20 protein-coding genes are annotated in these 20,741 nt (G+C 39.9%); 4 read left to right on the top strand and 16 right to left on the bottom strand.

The features are described from left to right. The first annotated feature begins 169 nt into the window (after window positions 1–169). Window positions 170–826: a hypothetical protein gene (locus J1N10_RS04815; RefSeq protein WP_262325541.1), complete on the top strand. Its 657-nt coding sequence runs from the start codon at window positions 170–172 to the stop codon at window positions 824–826. 172 nt (window positions 827–998) lie between these two features. Here the strand turns inward: J1N10_RS04815 and J1N10_RS04810 are convergent, their stop codons facing one another. The 7 genes from J1N10_RS04810 to ispG form a co-directional block, all read right to left on the bottom strand. Beyond that, window positions 999–2,561 (bottom strand): arylsulfatase, encoded by a 1,563-nt coding sequence (locus J1N10_RS04810; protein ID WP_262325540.1) that lies wholly within the window; start codon window positions 2,559–2,561, stop codon window positions 999–1,001. A 229-nt stretch (window positions 2,562–2,790) separates the two neighbouring features. Next, window positions 2,791–3,462 (bottom strand): LamG domain-containing protein, encoded by a 672-nt coding sequence (locus J1N10_RS04805; protein ID WP_262325539.1) that lies wholly within the window; start codon window positions 3,460–3,462, stop codon window positions 2,791–2,793. 193 nt (window positions 3,463–3,655) lie between these two features. Then, window positions 3,656–4,261: a PAP2 family protein gene (locus J1N10_RS04800; RefSeq protein WP_262325538.1), complete on the bottom strand. Its 606-nt coding sequence runs from the start codon at window positions 4,259–4,261 to the stop codon at window positions 3,656–3,658. Window positions 4,262–4,413: 152 nt separating this feature from the next. Further along, window positions 4,414–5,862 (bottom strand): RNA polymerase factor sigma-54, encoded by a 1,449-nt coding sequence (gene rpoN / locus J1N10_RS04795; RefSeq protein ID WP_262325537.1) that lies wholly within the window; start codon window positions 5,860–5,862, stop codon window positions 4,414–4,416. A gap of 260 nt (window positions 5,863–6,122) precedes the next feature. After that, window positions 6,123–7,571: an asparagine--tRNA ligase gene (gene asnS, locus J1N10_RS04790; protein WP_262325536.1), complete on the bottom strand. Its 1,449-nt coding sequence runs from the start codon at window positions 7,569–7,571 to the stop codon at window positions 6,123–6,125. A 454-nt stretch (window positions 7,572–8,025) separates the two neighbouring features. After that, complete coding sequence (locus J1N10_RS04785) at window positions 8,026–8,811, bottom strand: hypothetical protein (RefSeq protein WP_262325535.1); 786 nt, start codon at window positions 8,809–8,811, stop codon at window positions 8,026–8,028. 130 nt (window positions 8,812–8,941) lie between these two features. Then, window positions 8,942–10,807 (bottom strand): (E)-4-hydroxy-3-methylbut-2-enyl-diphosphate synthase, encoded by a 1,866-nt coding sequence (gene ispG / locus J1N10_RS04780; RefSeq protein WP_262325534.1) that lies wholly within the window; start codon window positions 10,805–10,807, stop codon window positions 8,942–8,944. A gap of 396 nt (window positions 10,808–11,203) precedes the next feature. On the opposite strand from ispG, the gene gldA reads away from it, so the two are divergent. Then, window positions 11,204–12,106 (top strand): gliding motility-associated ABC transporter ATP-binding subunit GldA, encoded by a 903-nt coding sequence (gene gldA / locus J1N10_RS04775; protein ID WP_262325533.1) that lies wholly within the window; start codon window positions 11,204–11,206, stop codon window positions 12,104–12,106. 35 nt (window positions 12,107–12,141) lie between these two features. On the opposite strand, the gene pdxH is transcribed toward gldA, so the two are convergent. Next, a complete protein-coding gene (gene pdxH / locus J1N10_RS04770) occupies window positions 12,142–12,780 on the bottom strand; it encodes a pyridoxamine 5'-phosphate oxidase (RefSeq protein WP_262325532.1) in 639 nt (212 codons plus the stop codon). A 145-nt stretch (window positions 12,781–12,925) separates the two neighbouring features. Between pdxH and J1N10_RS04765 the strand changes: the two genes are divergently transcribed. Together J1N10_RS04765 and rimM are read left to right on the top strand one after the other, a co-directional pair. Then, a complete protein-coding gene (locus tag J1N10_RS04765) occupies window positions 12,926–13,495 on the top strand; it encodes a cob(I)yrinic acid a,c-diamide adenosyltransferase (protein ID WP_262325531.1) in 570 nt (189 codons plus the stop codon). Between the two features lie 170 nt (window positions 13,496–13,665). Beyond that, window positions 13,666–14,193, top strand: coding sequence for a ribosome maturation factor RimM (gene rimM / locus J1N10_RS04760; RefSeq protein ID WP_262325530.1), 528 nt, complete (start codon window positions 13,666–13,668; stop codon window positions 14,191–14,193). 124 nt (window positions 14,194–14,317) lie between these two features. Here the strand turns inward: rimM and J1N10_RS04755 are convergent, their stop codons facing one another. From J1N10_RS04755 to ftsH, 8 genes are all read right to left on the bottom strand, one after another. After that, window positions 14,318–14,743: an acyl-CoA thioesterase gene (locus J1N10_RS04755; protein ID WP_262325529.1), complete on the bottom strand. Its 426-nt coding sequence runs from the start codon at window positions 14,741–14,743 to the stop codon at window positions 14,318–14,320. Between the two features lie 4 nt (window positions 14,744–14,747). Continuing rightward, on the bottom strand, window positions 14,748–15,311 hold the full coding sequence (locus J1N10_RS04750; RefSeq protein WP_262325528.1) for an L-threonylcarbamoyladenylate synthase: 564 nt from the start codon (window positions 15,309–15,311) through the stop codon (window positions 14,748–14,750). Between the two features lie 132 nt (window positions 15,312–15,443). After that, window positions 15,444–15,710: a hypothetical protein gene (locus J1N10_RS04745; RefSeq protein WP_262325527.1), complete on the bottom strand. Its 267-nt coding sequence runs from the start codon at window positions 15,708–15,710 to the stop codon at window positions 15,444–15,446. Between the two features lie 21 nt (window positions 15,711–15,731). Beyond that, the gene (locus J1N10_RS04740) at window positions 15,732–16,331 is read right to left on the bottom strand and encodes a cytochrome c oxidase subunit 3 (protein ID WP_262325526.1); all 600 of its coding nucleotides are present in this window, start codon (window positions 16,329–16,331) and stop codon (window positions 15,732–15,734) included. Between the two features lie 198 nt (window positions 16,332–16,529). Next, window positions 16,530–17,183: a phosphatidylserine decarboxylase family protein gene (locus tag J1N10_RS04735; RefSeq protein WP_262325525.1), complete on the bottom strand. Its 654-nt coding sequence runs from the start codon at window positions 17,181–17,183 to the stop codon at window positions 16,530–16,532. Window positions 17,184–17,200: 17 nt separating this feature from the next. Then, window positions 17,201–18,010 (bottom strand): phosphatidate cytidylyltransferase, encoded by an 810-nt coding sequence (locus J1N10_RS04730; RefSeq protein ID WP_262325524.1) that lies wholly within the window; start codon window positions 18,008–18,010, stop codon window positions 17,201–17,203. Window positions 18,011–18,065: 55 nt separating this feature from the next. After that, entirely contained in the window at window positions 18,066–18,707 is a 642-nt protein-coding gene (locus tag J1N10_RS04725; RefSeq protein ID WP_262325523.1) for a LutC/YkgG family protein, read from the bottom strand. Further along, complete coding sequence (gene ftsH / locus J1N10_RS04720) at window positions 18,691–20,739, bottom strand: ATP-dependent zinc metalloprotease FtsH (protein WP_262325522.1); 2,049 nt, start codon at window positions 20,737–20,739, stop codon at window positions 18,691–18,693. The genes J1N10_RS04725 and ftsH overlap by 17 nt, the downstream gene beginning before the upstream one ends. Between the last annotated feature and the right edge of the window lie 2 nt (window positions 20,740–20,741).

Genomic DNA, 20,741 nt, shown 5'->3' with positions numbered 1-20,741 from the left:
GGTTCATTCGCAAAAAACAACGGGAGAATGTAAAACCTAACGGTGCGCACGCGAAATATTGCGGGATAATACAAAACCCCGAGGTTCAAATGAAAAATATGACAAGCCAAAGAAGAAAATAACAGAAGGGCCGGAATAATACCGGTTCATTAATTAAACCTAAATAAACATGTTAACAACAAACAAAGAGGTTAGTAAAATCCTGAATCAGGCACAAATTCGCCTAAACAATTCAAAGAATGATGCGGATATTAGCACAGCTGTCGGTGCTTTTGGTTACAATGAAGCTAAGTTTGCTGAAGGCGAGGCTTTGTATGAGGCCGCCAACAACGCAAACAGTAGATTTAGCAAGGAACAAGGTGAATTGGCACAGGCTTTTGAAAACAAACGCGTTAGCCTTGAGACTTGCCAGAAAAATTACCAGGCAAACATAAGTGTGGCACGTGTAGCCTTTAAAAATGATATGGATGCTACGGTAACCCTTCAGCTCAATGGCAGAAGAGCCAAAACGTTTAACACAATTATTAAGCAGCAGAGCAACTTCTACACCAACTTATTGGGCAACGAAAGCTGGTTAGCCAAAATGGCTGAATTTGGTCGCACTACTGAACACTTTACGGCCGAATTAGAAATTATTAAGCAACTGGAAAATCATGCCTCTTCTGTATTACGCGAGAAAGGTGAGGCACAACAGGCCACTGTAGAACGTGATGCTGCCATTGAAGCCCTGGCGGAATGGATAAGCGATTATATGCAAATAGCTAAAGTGGCACTGGCCGACAGACCACAGCTGCTTGAAAAGCTGGATGTAGTGGTGAGGAATTAAGGATGGAAGACCGGAGACGGGAAAAGGGGCTTGAATGGCCTCTTTTTTACTACGCCCCGTTGGGGCTAACACGTATGGGAATCAAGCACCAAAGGTGCGCAGTATTGAATGAATATAACTAAAATGGCCGCCCGACAGGCAGCCATTTTATGTATGACGGTTCAAAACTTAGTTATTGTCTTGTATCTGATTTCAATATTTTATCAATGGCTTTGTTAATATCCAGTGAAGCGGCTGCCTGACGAGGCGGGAAGGCCTTAAAGGTCATCAAATGTTCGTTTAATAAGCTAATAGCAGGCTGCATCACCCACGATTTGTGCATAATCTGGTGAAAACCAGTAATGTCGTCGTAGTACTCGAACGGATCTTTGCGCAAATTAAATAATTGAGGCATGGTATGAAACACCATATCATCGAAATAACGTTCTTTGGTGGCAAAATGCATTTTCCATGGCCCCACGCGCATGGCTGTTAAACTGGATTCATAATAATAGAAGAAGTGATTGCGGGCCGACTCATCGGTTTTACCAGTCCAGTAATCCAGGTTGTTATAGCCATCGATATAAACCTTGTACTCCATATCTCCAACTTTCTTCCCATTCTCCAACTCTTCATGAATGTTGCTATTACCCACTGCTGCCATTAGCGTCGGTAGCACATCTTCGTGTGCTGAGATACCGTTTCTAACCAATCCTGATGGGATTCGGGCTGGCCAACGTACCATAAACGGAGCGCGCACACCACCTTCGTAAGTCGTCATTTTTTCGCCTCTAAACATGGTTACCCCGGCATGTGGCCATGAACCGGCTTCTGGCCCATTGTCAGTAGTGTAAATAACAATCGTGTTGTCATCAACTCCTAATTCTTTCAGATAATCTAACAGTTGCCCCACATGACCATCGTGTTCCAGCAAACCATGTCCGAATAAATCCATATCAGTACTCACCTTGGTCGCCAGATTTTGCGATTCTTTTTTCAGGTGCGTATAAACGTGCATACGGCTGGTGGCATGCCAGATAAAAAATGGTTTACCCTCCTTCTTCGCACGTTTCATAAACTTCTTACTCTTTTTAACCAGCTCCTCATCAAAGGTCTTCATGCGTTCAGAAGTCAGTTTTCCCACATCTTTCACTTTTTGCTTTCCTATTACACCAAAGCGCGGGTCTTCGGTATTATCAAATTCATCACTCGCATAGGATTCAATAATGCCGCGTGGTCCAAATTTCTGATAGAATTCTTCACTTTTAGGATAATCGGCCTGTTCCTCTTCTTCCGATACGTTTAAGTGATAAAGGTTGCCAAAGAATTCGTCGAAACCATGCACCGTTGGAAGGTGCTCATTACGGTCGCCCAAATGGTTTTTACCGTATTGTGCGGTCATATAACCCAGTGGTTTTAGCAATTCTGCCAATGTTGGGTCCTCTTTTTTAATCCCCAGCGGATTACCGGGTTGTCCCACTGTTGTCAGTCCGGTACGCACAGGCTTTTGTCCTGTAATAAAGGCGGCACGGCCGGCCGTACAGCTGGGCTGTGCATAGTGATCAGTGAATATCGCGCCTTCTTTAGCGATGCGGTCGATATTGGGCGTGTTGTATTGCATCCCCAAGGTATAACAGCTTAATGAGTTGGGTGCAACGTCGTCCACCATTATTACTAAAATATTAGGTTGTTTCGATTGCCCCATTGCCGATAGAGCAAAAAAGCAAACCAGCATTAATAAAAAAGTCTTTTTCATTTTTCTTCAATTATAGAGTTACTATTTGACATATATGAATCATGATAAAATCGAATCATGTTTAACATACGATTACATAGATAATTTAACGTTGAATGTATAACATTCTAATACAACAATCTAATCTGGCTACTTGTTTTGTTACTTCGTTGTGCGCAAATTATGTAAGTAACGAAAAAAAATGGCCGCCCGACAGGCGGCCATCATACACATGAAATAACGAAGTATCTTAGTAGGTCAATGATTGTTCGGCCAATTTCTTACGATAGGCATCTATTTGTTCCTGGGTAAGATCGAGCTCTGTTATTTTTATATTGACCTTTTTAAGTTCGCCTGTAAAGTCAAACGGTACTTTATAGTCTTCACACACAGGTGTACCAGTATCTTGTCCAATATCAAGCGTTTCATCCAACGACATACGATAACCAATGGTTTGGTCTATTTTTGTTTGTCCAACCACATTGCCATCAATGGTCAAAGTAGCAACACCACCTTTACCAATGCCACCGCCATCGTATTTAAAGTCAACACCCAAAACATGCTTACCTGGTGTCAGGGTTTTATTACTCACCACCTGATAACGTTTTACACCAACTAAATTGTAATGGAATACCAGGCGATTGTTTTGTACAAAAAGTCCTAAACCGGCAAAACGTCCACCCTGTGTCATCAGTAATCCTTCAGCGCCTCCTTTAGGTATCACAACCTCTGCCGCAATACCAAATGATTTATTTTTAAGGTCAGGGGCCGAGCCTTCAGGAATACGAATCATGTCATCGTAATAAGTAAAATCTTTTTTACCACGTATATTGCTTGGGCGGTTACGCACATCGAGGCGTTCAACCTTGCTGTTGTCGATAGGCAGTTCATCATTCTTTCGTGCCTCGTCATAAAACAGCATTTTTAACTTGTTTATCCGTTGTATTAGGTTGGCAAGCTGCCAGTATCAACACCAATACAAGCCATAAATTGATTGTTCTCATAAGTAATCGTTTAAGGATTCGCATGGATTAACCATGCAAATTGTTACAGAACCTCCAATTTACAACATTCAATAACGAATAGCCAATATGTTTACAATATGATTTTTTATTTTATAGCAGCACACCAAAAAAAACCACAACAGTACCTAACAAATAACCTGTATGCACTTGAGCAGGCGTATGCGCATTAAGGAACAAACGCGAACTTCCTAATAGGCCTGATATAAGAAGAACTACAGTGAAAATCATCCAGGCATCGATACCAAAGCGAAGCGAAAGTGCCAGAATAGCACCTGTTAAGCCACCGATACCAATCATATGCATACTTATTTTCCAGAAAAATGTAATGGCAAGGGCAATAGAAATAGCAATAATGGTAGCCAACATAAAACCCTTTATAAATGACGGAACAACAGGAATGCGGTTTAATAAAAAGAAACCCAGCAAATAAAAGAAACCGGTAAAAACTGTGGGGATAATGCGCTCTCGTCTCTCCTTCATGTACACGGTTTTAATCACACCCAAAAGCATAAAAAGCGGCATCAATGTTAAAGGTAATACACAAGTGCTCAAGAAGACAATAAGATACACCACGCGCTGATGGTCGATAGGCAGATAGGTGAAATGTCCTCCCATATTAAATATTAAAAACAAACCCAATGTAGGAATGAGCATTGGATGAAAAACGGTGGATAAAACTTTGGAAACTATCTGCATGGTATGATTCAAAACATTCGTTCACTGAGCGAAGTCGAAGTGATTATTTGTTATCAGGGAGTATTACATTTCAACTGTCCCTTGCCCCCCTCGACTCCACCCTGCGGAACAACTCAGGATGCTTTTCAGGGTTCTTCAACTCCGGCTGTTATTTATAGTTCTTTTCTTAATCGGGCGACAGGGATATTTAACTGCTCACGGTATTTAGCCACCGTACGACGTGCAATATTGTATGATTTCTCTTTCAGAATGACAGCCAGTTTGTCGTCAGTCAGAGGCTTACGTTTGTCCTCATTGGAGATGCATTCTTCCAATATCTTTTTAATCTCGCGCGTACTCACTTCCTCTCCCGATTCAGTTTGCATACCTTCTGAGAAGAAATATTTTAAGGCAAAAATTCCAAAGTGCGTTTGAATATATTTACTGTTTGACACGCGAGAAATAGTTGATATATCAAGATTTGTTCGCTCTGCAATATCTTTCAAAATCATTGGCTTCATTCTGGTTTCATCACCTTCGATAAAGTAATCGTGCTGATAGTCAAGGATGGAGTTCATCACCGTCATTAAGGTGTTCTGACGCTGTTTGATGGCATCGATAAACCACTTGGCCGAGTCGAGCTTTTGCTTCACAAACATCACTGCATCTTTCTTATCCTGCGTCTGGTTCTTTTTGTTGGCACTGTAATCTTCCAACATATCAGAATAGGTATTGCTGATGCGTAACTCGGGCACATTGCGATTGTTCAAACTCAACTGAAACTGCTCATCTTCTATCTCCAGAATAAAGTCCGGTATAATGTGCTGTACCGTCTTACTCATCGGATTGCTATAGGAGCTTCCCGGTTTTGGATTTAACTTCAAAATCTCAGCTAAAGCATCTTTTAACTCATCTTCATCGATATGAAGGCGCTTGGTGATTTTATCGTAGTGCTTACGGGTGAACTCATCAAAATGATATTTCAACACCTGGAAGGCGTTTTCAATATCAGGGAATGAGCGGTCTTTACGCTGAATCTGTAATAACAAACACTCTTGCAAGTCGCGCGCAGCCACCCCGGCCGGATCAAAATCCTGAACTATTTCCAGTACGTCCAAGGCCTCTCGCTCATCAACTTCAATATTCTGAGCAAAAGCTAAATCATCGATTATCTCATCTACTTCGCGACGCAAATAACCGTCTTCGTCGACGTTACCAATAATGTACTCGGCAATATTACGCTGTCTATCGGTTAGTATGCGTAAGCCAAGCTGCCCTATTAAATGTTCATGAAATGTGGCACCTGTTGAAAACGGAATATCTTCGTGTTTATCATCCTTTGAGAAGTTACGCGCCTGAAGTTTATACGCAGGGATATCTTCGTTATTGATGTACTCATCAATAGACAACTCGTCTCGTTCTGTTTCCGGCTCAGGAGTATCTTGGTCATCCTTATCCGGATCCTGCTGTTCGCGTTCGAGTTCTAAAATCGGATTTTCTTCCAATTCCTTTTTGATACGCTGCTCCAACTGAGCGGTTGGTATTTCCAACAGCTTAATCACCTGTATTTGAAGAGGCGATAATTTTTGAAGTAACTTTTGTTGTAAACTCTGTTTTAACATCCTACTTGCTTCAATCTTAACATTCCTGTATCAACTTCACTGCTTGCCTACAAAACGAGTGAGCCTCAACAAAATTAAGATTAATTCATCAAAACCGATAGGAGTGGGCAGTTTTTTGACGAATAATCAACTTAGAAAGTTAGTTTTTTAATCAGTGGTATGTGATAAAAAAATGCCGGCTCTCATTGAAAACCGGCATTTATATTTTTTCTTAAGACATTATCTTTTGTCTTAAGTCTTAAATCTATCAATCTCTATTTTTAAAACTCTGCTGTTTTTGGCGCACGAGGGAACGGAATGACGTCGCGGATATTACCCATACCGGTCACAAACAACATTAATCGCTCAAAACCAAGACCAAAACCACTGTGTACAACAGTTCCGAAACGGCGGGTATCAAGATACCACCACATCTCTTCGGCTGGCACATCCATCTCTTTCATACGAGTTACTAACTTATCGTAGTTTTCTTCACGTTGCGAACCACCAATAATCTCACCAATCTGTGGGAACAATACGTCCATTGCACGAACCGTTTTACCATCATCGTTCTGTTTCATGTAGAAAGCTTTGATGTCTTTTGGATAATCGGTCAAAATCACTGGCTTTTTATAGTGCTTCTCAACTAAGTAACGCTCGTGCTCCGATTGCAAGTCACTTCCGAACCCATCAATAGGATATTTGAATTTACCTTTTTTGTTTGGTTTCGAATTCTTTAACACCTCAATAGCCTCAGTATATGGCAAGCGGATAAAGTCATTCGCTAATACAAACTGAAGTTTTTCAATCAGCTCCATTGAACGCTCATCAGCTTTTTTATTCTTCTCTTCCTCCTGCAAACGCTTGCTTAAGAATTGTAGGTCATCCATGCAATTATCCAATGCATATTTGATAAGGTACTTCAGGAATTCCTCAGCTAAATCCATGTTGTCATCCAGGTCATAGAAGGCCATCTCAGGTTCAATCATCCAGAACTCAGCCAAGTGACGCGATGTATTGGAGTTCTCAGCACGGAATGTTGGTCCGAAAGTGTAAATCTCACCCATGGCTAATGCTGCCAACTCACCCTCTAACTGACCCGATACAGTCAGGTTAGTGGCTTTACCAAAGAAATCTTGTGCGTAATCAATCGCGCCTTCTTCGGTACGTGGCATATTATCATAGTCCAAAGTGGTTACTTTAAACATTTCACCGGCTCCCTCTGCATCAGACGCTGTAATGATTGGTGTGTGAATATTGATAAATCCTTTCTTGGTATAGAATTCATGCACCGCAAAAATCATGGCATGACGAATACGTGCAATAGCTCCAAAAGTATTGGTTCTGTAGCGAAGGTGAGCATTCTCACGCAAGAACTCTAAAGTATGTTTCTTTGGCTGAATCGGATACTTCTCAGGATCACAATCGCCCATCACCTCAATTTCCTTAGCTTGAATCTCAACGCTTTGCCCGCTTCCTGCAGATTCAGTAATTATTCCGTTGATGGATACTGCTGCACCCGTGGTAATGCGTTTCAACATTTCCTCATCGAAATTAGGCACATCAACCACTATCTGTATATTATGAATGCATGACCCGTCATTTAAAGCAATAAAATTCACTTGTTTATTACCTCGCTTGGTTCTTACCCAACCTTTTACATTGGCCTGAGTACCATATTCGGTACTTTTCAACAGCTCTACAATTTTTGTTCGACGAATCTGTTCCATTTTATTTCTATTTTATTTCAGGATTGCAAAATTAATGATTTGTTTTTATTGACCGCTAAGTCATTGGTTAAATGCAAGTGAAATACTTGATTTTCTATCAATTTATACCATTATTACCCTAAAATATTGGCGCTTCGCCCAAACCCAACTTACTTTTCTTTCCTTGATGAAAGAAAGTAAGCAAAGAAAATCAAGGCTATTTTTAAAATGGCATTTTCCTTTTTTGAAAGATTAAGTGCGGCCGGGTGATCTTCGAGCAAGCTCTCAGCTTCCCGGTCTTACTAAATCATTCTTCAAATTAAAATTTATTTTAAAAGAGGCCATCCAACCACACTTCATTACATTACTTCAAACAGTCATTAATAGCATCTCAAATAATTTTAGGACAAGTCTGAATATATACAAAAAAAGGTGACTCGTAGCGAATCACCTTTCTTTAACCGATATATTCAGTTTATTTTTTTGTGAATCGCTCCATTTTATTGTCATAATTAATGTAGTAGCGTCCTTTTTCGATACCAGCTACATTAACCTCTGCTCCATAACCTTTAAATACGATACCACCATACTCATCATATATTTCATACAAAGTTGGGGATGAGAAGGTTATTTTATCATCTACTTTATTAGGACCAAACGTTACTTCAGCTTTGGTTGAAATACTCTTCACCTCATCGGAATAACGTGGCTTGTTGCGATAATCAATCTGCTTGATACGGAACTTGTTTTCTCCACTGTGCTTTCTGACTGTCACAGAATAATTGTTTGACTGAATAGAACCTTTGCCTTCTACTTCACCTACTTTCACCCACTTGTTCCAGCGATATTGCTCAACAACAAATGGTAAAGCACCTGATTCTTTTGATGTTTCCCAGCTTAGTTCATCATTATCAACATTAATACTGGTAATTTCAAATGTTGCACGTGGATTTAGCACTTCAGGATTAAGTACTTTAGGTTCACATCCATCTTTATATTTAATACCAACAATAAGCGCTTCACCAATAACGAACTGGTATACACCTAAGTCAATTTCAAAAGCACTGGAGTTTATCTCATCGGTGGTAGTTTGTCCGTTTACTGTCACTTCATAAACACAGAAACCCACACCAGAAGCGGCAAATGGATTCTTCACATACAGGTTTTCCCCCTGAAATGTCCCTTTCAGCTCCATCTCACCAGCGTGAGTGCTCATAATGGTTAAAACCGTCGCAAAGAAAAGTAGAAATATCCGTTTCATTTAGGCTAGACTCAATTAGTTAATTTTTGAGAAACGCAATTTATAAAATTAGACACACATAGCAAAAAAATCATTCCGAACGGCCAAAAAAATCCACGACTGTTCGTATTTCTTTGATTAAAAATCATTTCTAGGTGGGATCCACCCAATCGCCATGCTCTTTTATGAGCTTAATTAACTCTTCAACAGCTTCTTCACGTGGCAGATTTCGTTTTATCAATTCACGCTTCTTAAATAGGCTTACTATTGCTGGCCCCGAGCCAATATAGCCATAATCAGCATCGGCCATCTCACCAACGCCATTTACCACACAACCCATCACGGCTACTTTAAGACCTATCAGGTGCGATGTGCGTGCTTTAACCTGCTTTGTTGTCTCCTGTAAATCAAATAAAGTACGACCACAACCAGGACAAGAGATAAACTCTGTTTTGGTAAAACGTACGCGCGATGATTGCAATATTTCAAATGCAGTGCTTATGATCTCGGCATTAGATAATCGGCCATCGTTTTCGAGGTAAAGCCCATCGGCCAAACCATCAAGAAAAAGTATGCCGGCGTCGGCTGCTGATTTAATCTGAAAATCTTCTGCCTTATCTTCGTTATAGCAATTGTGCAATACTACAGGATGAGTCAAGCCTGCTTCATCCATTTTAAAAACAAAAGCACGTTGCTCAACCGGCGCATTAATATGATTAGAGTGTAGTAAAATAACCACATCTCTTTCAGCTTTTAACCGGCTAATTAGCTCATCACTCAATTGAGGATAACAAATTGATAAGAAGCACGGCGAAGGCAGTTCTTCTGTTTGTATAAACTCATCAGCCGTTAAAGCCGGATGTGTTTTACTCGATGTATTACCGGTTTTCCATCCTGCATAGGGTATCAGGTAATTTTGATAATGATTCTTAACATCTTCGGGCAACTCGATGAATTGGTAGTCGGCCTTTAGCTTTTCTCCTTTTACGAATTCATCCGTGGCATCAGCTATAACCACAGCTGTATTGTCACCACCAATATTTAATACCTTATGGGTTTTTCTCCGGTTATATTCAAAGGGTGTGAAATTAAACTTTTGAACCGGTTTGATAGCTTCATGGCTGTTGCGAGCACTGATATAATTAACCAATTTGTCCGCTACCGGCACTTCTTTCTCAGGATCTTCAGTTAATGACACCCGAATGGTATCGCCCAGGCCATCGACTAATAGAGCTCCAGTTCCAACAGCTGATTTAATGCGTCCTTCATCCTCGCTACCTGCTTCTGTTACCCCGAGGTGAAGCGGATAATTCATACCTTCCTTTTTCATGGCTACAACAAGCAGACGAACTGTATGAACCATGATACGCGTATTACTGGCTTTAATGCTCAACACGATATCTTTAAAATCAAGCTCTTCGCACATTCGCAGATACTCCATACAAGCCTCCACCATGCCTTGAGGTGTGTCGCCAAAGCGACTCATAATACGATCGGACAATGAACCATGGTTAGTTCCTACCCGAATAGCCGTACCATATTGTTTACAAACATCAAGGAATGAACTCAGCTTTTCTTTGGCCAGCTGAAGCTCTTCATTGTACTGTTCATCGGTGTAATCCAATTTAAACTTCTTAGCTCCACCAGCAAAGTTACCAGGATTAATGCGCACCTTTTCAACATTGGAAGCCGCTACTTTAGCAGCATTGGGATTAAAATGGATATCGGCCACCAAAGGAGCATCGTAGCCCTTTTCACGTATAATACGTTTTACATTTTCCAAGTTATGCGCTTCACTTCTTCCCTGAGTAGTAATACGAACAATATCTGCACCTTCATCTAAAATGCTCATCACCTGGGCAGCCGTTGCATCGGCATCCATTGAATTGGTGGTCGTCATCGACTGAATCTGAATGGGGCTATCGCCACCAATGGCAGTAACACCCACTTTCACCGTGCGGGTTGGGTTACGATGATAATTGAATAAATCTTCGCAGTACAAATACTCTTTTGACATTGCTCGTTCTCTAAGTTCAAGGAATAAATGCAAAAATAAAGAATAATGTTTATTTAGAGGCTATCAGCCATGGCAATCCCTTAAAGAAGTGTTTTGCTCGCGCTATACCGACATAATCAACGCAGTTTGGGACCCATTGGCATAAACGGAGGGGAGAAAAATTTGATACCAAGCTGTCAGTCTTTATATTTTTCCCGTAGTGATGTCATAATGGGTAAACGAGTGATTAAGTCGGCGGCCTTTTTCTCCCCTTTTTGGGCTGAAGGCAAAAAGGAGAAGCCTCAACGACTTGAGTTGAGAAAAGAGTTTCTTAAATGCGATTGCCGTGAGGCTATCAGCAAGTAGCTATCAGCTTATAGCTTTTTTTAATATTTTTGAATTTTAAAACCATTGAATATGTCGATTGTAGTTAAAGAGGTCATCAAACAATTTGGTCAACAAAAAGCTTTAAAAGGCGTGTCCTTCACGATCTCATCAGGTGAAATAGTAGGTTTTCTGGGGCCTAACGGAGCTGGTAAATCAACCATGATGAAAATTATTTCGGGCTTATTGCCACAATCGGCTGGCGAAGTAGAAGTGTGTGGCATCAACAATAGTGACTATACCGATACTTTTAGACGAAAGATAGGCTATCTGCCAGAGCATAATCCATTGTACCTGGATATGTATGTAAAGGAATACCTTTTAATGGTGGCCGAATTGTATAAACTACCCAATAAAAAAGAGCGGGTGGCTGAAATGGTTGAGTTGACTGGCTTAACTCTTGAGCAAAATAAAAAAATAGGAACCCTCTCAAAAGGCTATCGCCAACGCGTAGGTTTGGCACAGGCATTAATTCACGATCCTGAAGTGCTAATTCTGGATGAACCAACCACGGGACTCGATCCTAATCAGATACTTGAAATCCGTAACCTGATTAAATCAATCGGCAAAGAAAAAACAGTTATGCTCAGTACCCACATCATGCAAGAGGTGGAAGCAATCTGCGAACGCGTCATTATTCTTAACCGTGGTGAAGTAGTGGTTGACCACCCTTCAACTGATTTATCGGCTTTGCAAAAATCTGGCAATTCAAGCATTTTTGTAGAATTTGATAAAGAACCAACTATCGAATCACTTCAGAAATTGAGTGGTATACATTCTGTCGACCAACTTTCTAAAACTGAAATTAATGTTGATGCTAAAGAAGATGTCAGAAAAGCCATCTTCAAATATGCGGTTGAAAATGATTTAACGATACTGACAATGACGCGCCAGGAGCAAAATCTGGAAAGCGTATTCCATGGCTTAACAAAATAATATTCGATCGACTAATTAATGCATTAACTTAATCGTTACGGAGCTAACTGATTGATTTCCCATTTTTCAGCCTTTTGAACATACTGAAAACGGTCGTGCATGCGATTAGATCGCCCTTGCCAAAACTCAATAGAGTATGCTTTTACTATATAGCCACCCCAGTGGTCAGGGCGGGGAATTTTTTTGTCTTGGTATTTTTGCTCCAACTCAGAATAATTGCTTAATAATTCCGCTTTACTCTCAAGTGGTTCACTTTGATTAGATGCCCAGGCTCCTAATTGACTCTCGCGTGGTCGCGATTGAAAATAAGCATCCGATTTATGCGATGAAACTTTTTCAATGGTCCCACGAACACGTACCTGTCGTTCCAGTTCAGGCCAGAAAAAGTTTAAAGCTGCATTGGCTTTATGTCTCATCTCTTGTCCTTTGGTACTGTTATAATTAGTAAAAAACACAAAACCATCATCGCAAACATCCTTTAGAAGAACGATTCGACAATTCGGCATATTCACCTCATCCACAGTAGCCAAAGTCACTGCAGTCGGTTCATTACATTGAGCATCTATAGCTTCCTTCATCCATTTATTAAATTGCTTAAACGGATTTAAGTCTAAATCATCTCTGTTTAAACTTCCTTTTGTATAATCGTTACGTATATCGGCCAGATGTTTCATAAATTATTGCGTTGAGTAAAGACAAAACAAGCGGTTATTTTTTTTGTTTACCTCATATGAATGAAAATTAAACTTCAATCAAACTTTTTATCATAAGCCTTGTTTACTTTTCTCACACGAACATTAACTGATTGAAACAATAGATATGAAAATATATACGAAAACAGGCGATCGCGGACAAACTGACTTGCTTGGTGGAGTACGGGTTAATAAAGACGACATTAGGGTGGATGCTTACGGTACTTTTGATGAAGTCAATTCATTTATCGGCCTATTAAGAGCCAAATTAGACGCCAAACACCAGTGGCAGGAAAAACTGCATCACATTCAGGTGGAGTTGATGAACACCATGAGCCACCTGGCCACTCCAACTGAGTTTAAAGATAAAAACACCATGCCATTGCCTGATAATATGGACAAATTTTGCGAGCAATGGATTGATGAGATTGAATCAAACCTCAGCAGTCGTTCCGACCACTTTATCTTACCTGGTGGCAATGAAGTATCGGCCTTATGTCACGTCGTTCGTTCACAATTAAGAAAAGGAGAACGCAAATTAACATCATTACATCGAACATATCCTGTTGAACGCTCTATCTTATTTTTCATCAATCGTTTATCGGATTTATTTTTTAGCTTGTCAAGGGCCGCGATGGAAGAAGCCCATCTACCAGAAGAACGATGGAAGTCGTTTTTATACAACCGCGGAAAGTAATACCCGATTACGAATCAAAACGATTGATAAAAATTCTGTTTCGGCATTTACTCCCGAATAATCAGGACAGGCTATTGTAGTTTTAAAATTACACTGAAGGCACATCTTAAAATACAATTGGTATAAGTTCAACGCTTTTATTTTACCTTTGTCAGCTAAAGTTATGAACGATGATTGATAAGCACAGCTGTCGCCAAATTGGCGTGATTGTAAAAACCCATGGTATTGCCGGAGAAATGGTTGTCCGATTATTCGAAGAGTTTTCGATTGACGACATGGATGCCGAATTTCTATTTTTGGATTTGGATGGAGGTCTGGTACCCTTCTCACTGGATGAGGCGCGCGAAAAAAATCAATCGGATGTATTAGTGAAATTCGAACAGGTTCAAAGCGACAACGCCGCACTAAACCTGATCGATGCCCCTGTTTATGCAAAAAAATCTGAAGAAGATACTGAAGCTAATATCTCTGAGGATTTTTCAGCTTATCAATTAGTAGGTTACCAATGCCAGGCAGTTGGCCATGGCCCAATTGGTGAAATTGTTGCTATCCGCGATATTTCGAAGAATCCATTATTTGAAATAGACAATGATGGCGTAGAATTGTTAATCCCAATTGTTGAGCATTTTATTGCTGGCATTGACGACGAGCAACAACTGGTGATGTTTGATTTACCAGAAGGGCTGATTAATATTTAGAAAGTAGACTATTGCACCCCATCCCCACACCTTAGGCGCGGTACTTCCCCTTTTGCTCAAGCAAAAAGGGAAGAATGATTTCTATAACATTAGAAACGTTACAACAGCATATGGTTGTATCTTTCTAGAACGATGTATTTTCCCAACGACTAATAGCTTCTCGCCACGCGGGCAATAATTCTAATGATTCTTCAGTAACTTTATTAAAACCAACCATTACCGATTTACAACTGGCCTTTACAGCACCTGTCTCTTTGCAAACCACTTGTTGTACCATCTTTAAACTTTTGGTTCCCAATCCAATAATGGCAGTTTTCACTTCCATATTATCTCTGAGATAAACAGGTGTATAAAAATCAGTATTAATATTCACCAGGATAACTGTTTCATTTCCCTTAAAGACTGTATCGCCAAACACTTCGTTAAGGTAATACATACGACCCAGGTCAAAATACTCCTGAATAGTGGTATTATTGATATGTCCTAAGCCATCCACATCGTTAAAACGAATCTGAACCGGTGTGCTATGATTAAATTGTATATTTTCCATTGTGTTATTCTCTGATTATCGTAACCTGACCATCTTTGGCTAATTTAATAATACTGGATGGTGCCGGATTCTTCGTTTCCTCTTGTCGGAAATTAACGATGTAATCTACTCCGGCTTTAACAGCCTCGCTAACCTCACCAAAATGTTGCGGCGATGGCTCGCCACTTATATTAGCCGATGTTGACACAATTGGCTTTTTAAAACGGGCACACAATTGATTAGAGAATTCCTCCTCAGTAATTCGAATACCTACACTTCCATCTTCCGCCAAAAGGTTAGAAGCTAAATTTTTCGCATCATCATAAATAATCGTCAATGGTTTGGTGGTCAACTCTGCCATATCATAAGCCACCTCAGGAATGTCATTCACATAACCTCCCAACTTAGCCGTATTATCAAGCAACACCAGCATGCTTTTTGAATCAGCACGCTGCTTTAATTCATAAATCCGCTTCACAGCATCAGCATTGGTAGCGTCGCACCCAATACCCCATATAGTGTCGGTCGGATACAAAATGATGCCACCATTTCGTAAGACTTCAATAGCTTGTTTTAAATCGTCGTGCATGATTTTAAATTTTTGGCGCAAGATAGGAAAAAGAGCAAAAATTGAGAAAAACTATTGTCAGTGTATTTTGAAGATAAAAAAAGACGATGCTTATAGATAAACATCGCCCTTATATTATTACATTACTGATAATTACCCCACAAAACCCACAAAGAAGATGAGCAGAGCCAATACCAAAATGCCTGCAAGCAACAGACGGGCAAAGCTGCCATCGAGCCTTATTTTCATAAATACATTTAAAACTACTGCTGCACTTAAGGTGGCTAATCCAATGGCAATAATTGGATTTAAATAACCTAGGTTTATTGTACTTAAGCCCGTTGAGACGAGTGTTATGAGCACCAAACCAATGAAAACAAATAAATAGGTTTTAGCCGATACTGTATTTTGATTATCCATGTCTTTCGTTTTAAATAATAACTACAATAAATAGAACAAAGGAAAAACTAACACCCAAATAAGTGTTGCTAAATGCCAATAAACGCCGGCTTTCTCTAGTGACGAATGGTTAGATGCATTTAAGCTATTGTTGTTAACCTGGCTTGTAATATAAATAAGCACAACAAATCCGGCTATGAGATGAAGCGCGTGCAAGCCGGTCATAAAGAAATAAAGACCAAAAAATAACACATCTCCATGTCCTAATCGGGCTAATTCTTCACTTCCAGGAAACAATCCAAAATCGATGCGCCCTTTCCATTCAAAATACCGATTAGTCAGAAACATAAAACCAATAAACAAGGTGGTAAGCAACCAAAATAAAGCTGCCATTTTATTACCTTTTCGAATAGCAATGGATGCAAAAGCCATCACCAGACTTCCTGATAAAATAATAATGGTATTTAGCACTCCCGATGTTATACTTAGTTCTGTAGCTGCCAAATCAAAGGCGACAGCATTTTTATATCGATAGACGGCATAGAGCAAAAATAAACCAGCAAACAGGAGTAATTCAATAAAGATAAAGAGCCACACACCGTGTAAACCCGCTTCTTTTGATTTAGATAAATTTCCAGTCATAGATAATGTTTGACTCATAGTATTTCGAATTTGTTAAAGAATTCAGAGAGGAATAGTCCTACTACTTCGGTAGCTAAATTTTGTTCATTCGCCCCTCTGACTGATATTAACAATCGAATACCAAAGAAGTTCTATAACGAGAATATAAAAAAGGAGCTGCCATTACTGACAGCTCCTTATATATGATGAGATTAATTTCTACTTAAGCCATCCTAAGATGGTTTGACGACCAGTTACTTTCTGTTCCAATTTTACATCAATACGTGTATCGAGCGGTAGATATAAGTCAACGCGAGAACCGAATTTGATAAAACCCATTTGCTGACCCTGCGAAATATTGGTTTCTTCCTCGGCATAACAAACAATGCGTCGTGCCATTGCTCCAGCAACTTGACGAACTAAAATCTGGGTCCCTTTTTCATTTTCAATCACAACACTTGTTCGCTCATTTTCGGTTGACGATTTAGGCAGATAAGCAGCCATAAAACGGCCATTATGATGACGGAAATATTTTACAATACCTTTAATCGGAAACCAGTTAATATGCACATTAAAAACCGACATAAAAATTGATACCTGCAGGCATTTTGTCTTCAAATATTCGTCTTCCTCTACTTCTTCAATGGCAACAACTTTACCATCGGCAGGTGCAACAATTGCCCCATCCTGAATTATTGCATCACGCTTTGGGTTACGAAAGAAGTTAAGTACCAAAGCAAAAACAATAAACGATGCCAGGCTTGTAAATTTTGTTACCTCAACACCCGCTAAAAAATAAATACCGGTATTAACTGCCAACAAAAACGCAAGCACCACTAATATTGTTCCGAATCCTTCCTTGTGTATTGTCATTGTATTTTAAAACTAAATTATCCAAATAAAACAAACAGCGCAAAAATCATTGGAGCAGCAAATAATACAGCATCAAAGCGATCAAGCACTCCTCCATGGCCCGGCAGTATCGAACCTGAATCTTTAATATCAACGTTGCGCTTTAACATTGATTCAACTAAATCGCCAATGGTACCAAAAACAGATACTAAAAGCGCTGCGGCAATCCAAACCGCTAACGAAGCAATCCCTGTCATTGAAAATATAACAATGCCCGCAATAACGGTAAAAACAATTCCCCCGATAAAACCTTCCCAGGTCTTCTTGGGTGAAATTCGCTCAAACAATTTATGCTTACCAATCGTCACTCCTACGACATAAGCTCCACTATCGTTACACCAAACCAATATAAAGAAGCCAAGTAGTATGGCAGCCTGAAATTCACCATTAATACAACCAGTTAAAAATAAGAATGATAATGGTAATGACACATATACCGGTAATAACAAAGTAAGTGCAACGCGTTGAAATGGATTTTCTCCTCCTTTAAACAGCTCATAAACAAAGGGCAGCCAAACAAGCGGCATCAGTATTACATACCAGCTTCGTTCAATATATCCCTGCGTGTCGAGAAATACCAAAATTTGAAAGCTTATACCTAACAAAAGGGCAGCGAAGATATTTAGTTTACCATATTTACGCTCCAGTAAACGTCCTAACTCCAACATGCCTATTACAGCTACTACAATACAAACCAGAAAGAAAGCTATAGGATGTATAAATATCGATCCGGCAACTGCCCCTACGAACAAGATACCTGTTAATGTGCGCTGTAAGAAATTATTCATTTATCGTCTTTAGTGCTGCAAAGTTAATATATCCTGCTAAAAAAGAAAATCACCTTTATTTGTGAATTAACACAAACAATTCTTTGGGTCCATGGGCTCCCATTACCAGTGTTTTTTCAATATCGGCGGTCCTACTTGGTCCTGTTATTACCGTGGCTTGCGAAGGTAAATCTTCACTATACTTTTCTTTGAATTGATGAATGGCATCTTCAAGAAAAGGCACCAGTTGATTTTGTCTGGCAATAACAACATGTATCGGAGGAAACACATTAGCACGTCGTCCTGATTGCTGGGCCGAACTAACTAATACAGAACCTGAGCGTGCAATCAGATACTCACATCGGGTAATGCTTACTTCGACATTCACAAAGTCACTTTTATCTATTAGAGGAAAATTGCCATTTAGCATTGTTTTTAATTCATCATCAACGCAAAAGATATACTTCCATGCATTCTTTGCTCGTAATTCATCAAGCGTTTGCGCAAGCTCCATTGTATCTTCACAAACAAACACATGCCCGCTCACCTTTTTAAACTCTTCAATAAAGGTTTCTAATAAATTCATTGGTTGCGGAAAAACACGAACGGACCAACTCGCATCTGGAGTTAGTCCGTTCGTATTTTCACAAGCACCTTTTAAACGACTTAGAATCCGCTCTCGTGCTTTATCTGATTTATCTTTATGCGTCTTGTCCATTCTCTTCCGATGAACTTTCTTCACTTTTTTTCTCTTCTGGTTGATTAGCTTCTGCTGACACCTCTTTCTTATCTTCCTCTACTTCTTCTTCAATAACATGTTCCGATAACTTCCTTTTACCAAAAATCTTCTCCAGATCTTCGCTAAAAATCACTTCACGCTCAAGTAATAATTCAGCTAGCTTAGTGTGCTTTTCATGGTTTTCAACCAAAATTTGCTTTGCTCGTTTGTACTGCTCATCAACAATCAAGCCAACTTCTTGATCCATTAACTCAGCTGTTTTCTCACTATAAGGTTTGCTAAACGAATAATCAGACTGACCTGATGAATCATAATAACTGATGTTACCAACTTTGTCACTCATCCCATAATACGATACCATGGCATAGGCCTGCTTCGTCACTTTCTCTAAATCGTTTAAAGCCCCGGTACTAATCTTACCAAACATGATTTCTTCAGCAGCCCGACCACCTAATGTTGAACACATTTCGTCCAAAATCTGCTCTGTGGTAGTCAACTGACGCTCCTCGGGAAGATACCAGGCAGCACCTAACGCTTTCCCACGCGGCACAATGGTTACTTTTACCAAAGGATGAGCATGTTCTAACAACCAACTTATGGTAGCATGACCGGCTTCGTGATAAGCAATAGCCTTTTTCTCGTCTTTAGAAATAATTTTGTTTTTCTTCTCTAATCCACCAACGATACGGTCAACCGCACTTAAGAAATCTTCTTTCTCAACAATCTTTTTATCGTTACGAGCCGCAATTAGGGCCGCTTCATTACATACATTGGCAATATCTGCACCTGAGAAACCTGGTGTTTGCTTGGCCAGGAAATCACTCTCCACATCCTCATTTAATTTCAATGGACGCAGGTGAACTTCAAAAATAGCCTTACGTTCTTTCAAATCAGGTAATTCCACTTGAATCTGACGGTCAAAACGACCAGCACGCATCAAGGCACGATCCAGAATATCAGCTCGGTTGGTAGCAGCTAAAATGATAACACCACTATTGGTTCCAAAACCGTCCATCTCAGTTAAGAGCTGGTTAAGCGTATTTTCACGTTCATCGTTAGCACCCATGTTAGGACTCTTACCACGAGCGCGGCCAATGGCATCAATCTCATCGATAAAAACAATACAAGGTGATTTTTCTTTGGCTTTCTTAAATAAATCACGCACTCGGCTGGCGCCTACACCAACAAACATCTCCACAAAATCGGAACCTGACATACTAAAAAATGGCACGTTGGCCTCACCTGCAACGGCTTTCGCCAATAATGTTTTACCAGTCCCCGGAGGTCCCACAAGTAAGGCACCTTTTGGAATTTTACCACCAAGATTGGTATACTTTTCAGGCTTCTTTAAGAAAGAAACAATCTCTTCTAACTCCTGTTTGGCTTCAACCAGGCCAGCTACATCTTTAAAATTCACATTGATATTTGACTCCTTATCAAACATTTGAGCCTTTGATTTACCTACATTAAAGATATTACCGGCACCACCAGCACCGCCTTGAGCTCCCATACGACGGAAAATGAATACCCAAATGGCTATTAACAAAAGTAAAGGCCACATGAAGGTAAAGAAATCACCCAAAAAATCTGTTCTGTCATCAAGCTCTACCGGTATATCGCTTCCAGTCTCTTCTTCTGCTAATTCTAAAGCCTCATCAAGTTTATCTAAACTTGAATACTTAAATGTAAAATGCGGTCCTTCAGCAGATGGTCCTGAGTTCGTCAGATTTTCATTAAAGAGATGCTTATACTTGTCCAGTTGTTCTTCTTTAATGGTTACCTCGGCAACACCTTCATTTCGAACGACAAATATGTTCTTAATATCCCCACCCGTCAAAATCTCCTTCTTAAACTCGCTGTATGATATTTTATGCGGTCCTTGTCCAAAATCCATTCGGCTGACCAAAATCAATGCAACAGCAATTAAACCATAGGCCCAATAAAGATTGAACTTCGGAAACTTCGACTTTTCTTTATCGTTGCCCGGTGTATTTGGTTTTTCGTTTGACATCT

Source organism: Carboxylicivirga litoralis (assembly GCF_025499605.1).
GTDB lineage: Bacteria > Bacteroidota > Bacteroidia > Bacteroidales > Marinilabiliaceae > Carboxylicivirga > Carboxylicivirga litoralis.
The sequence above is the reverse complement of the archived record's forward strand: the minus strand, read 5'-3'. Positions and strand labels throughout refer to the sequence as shown.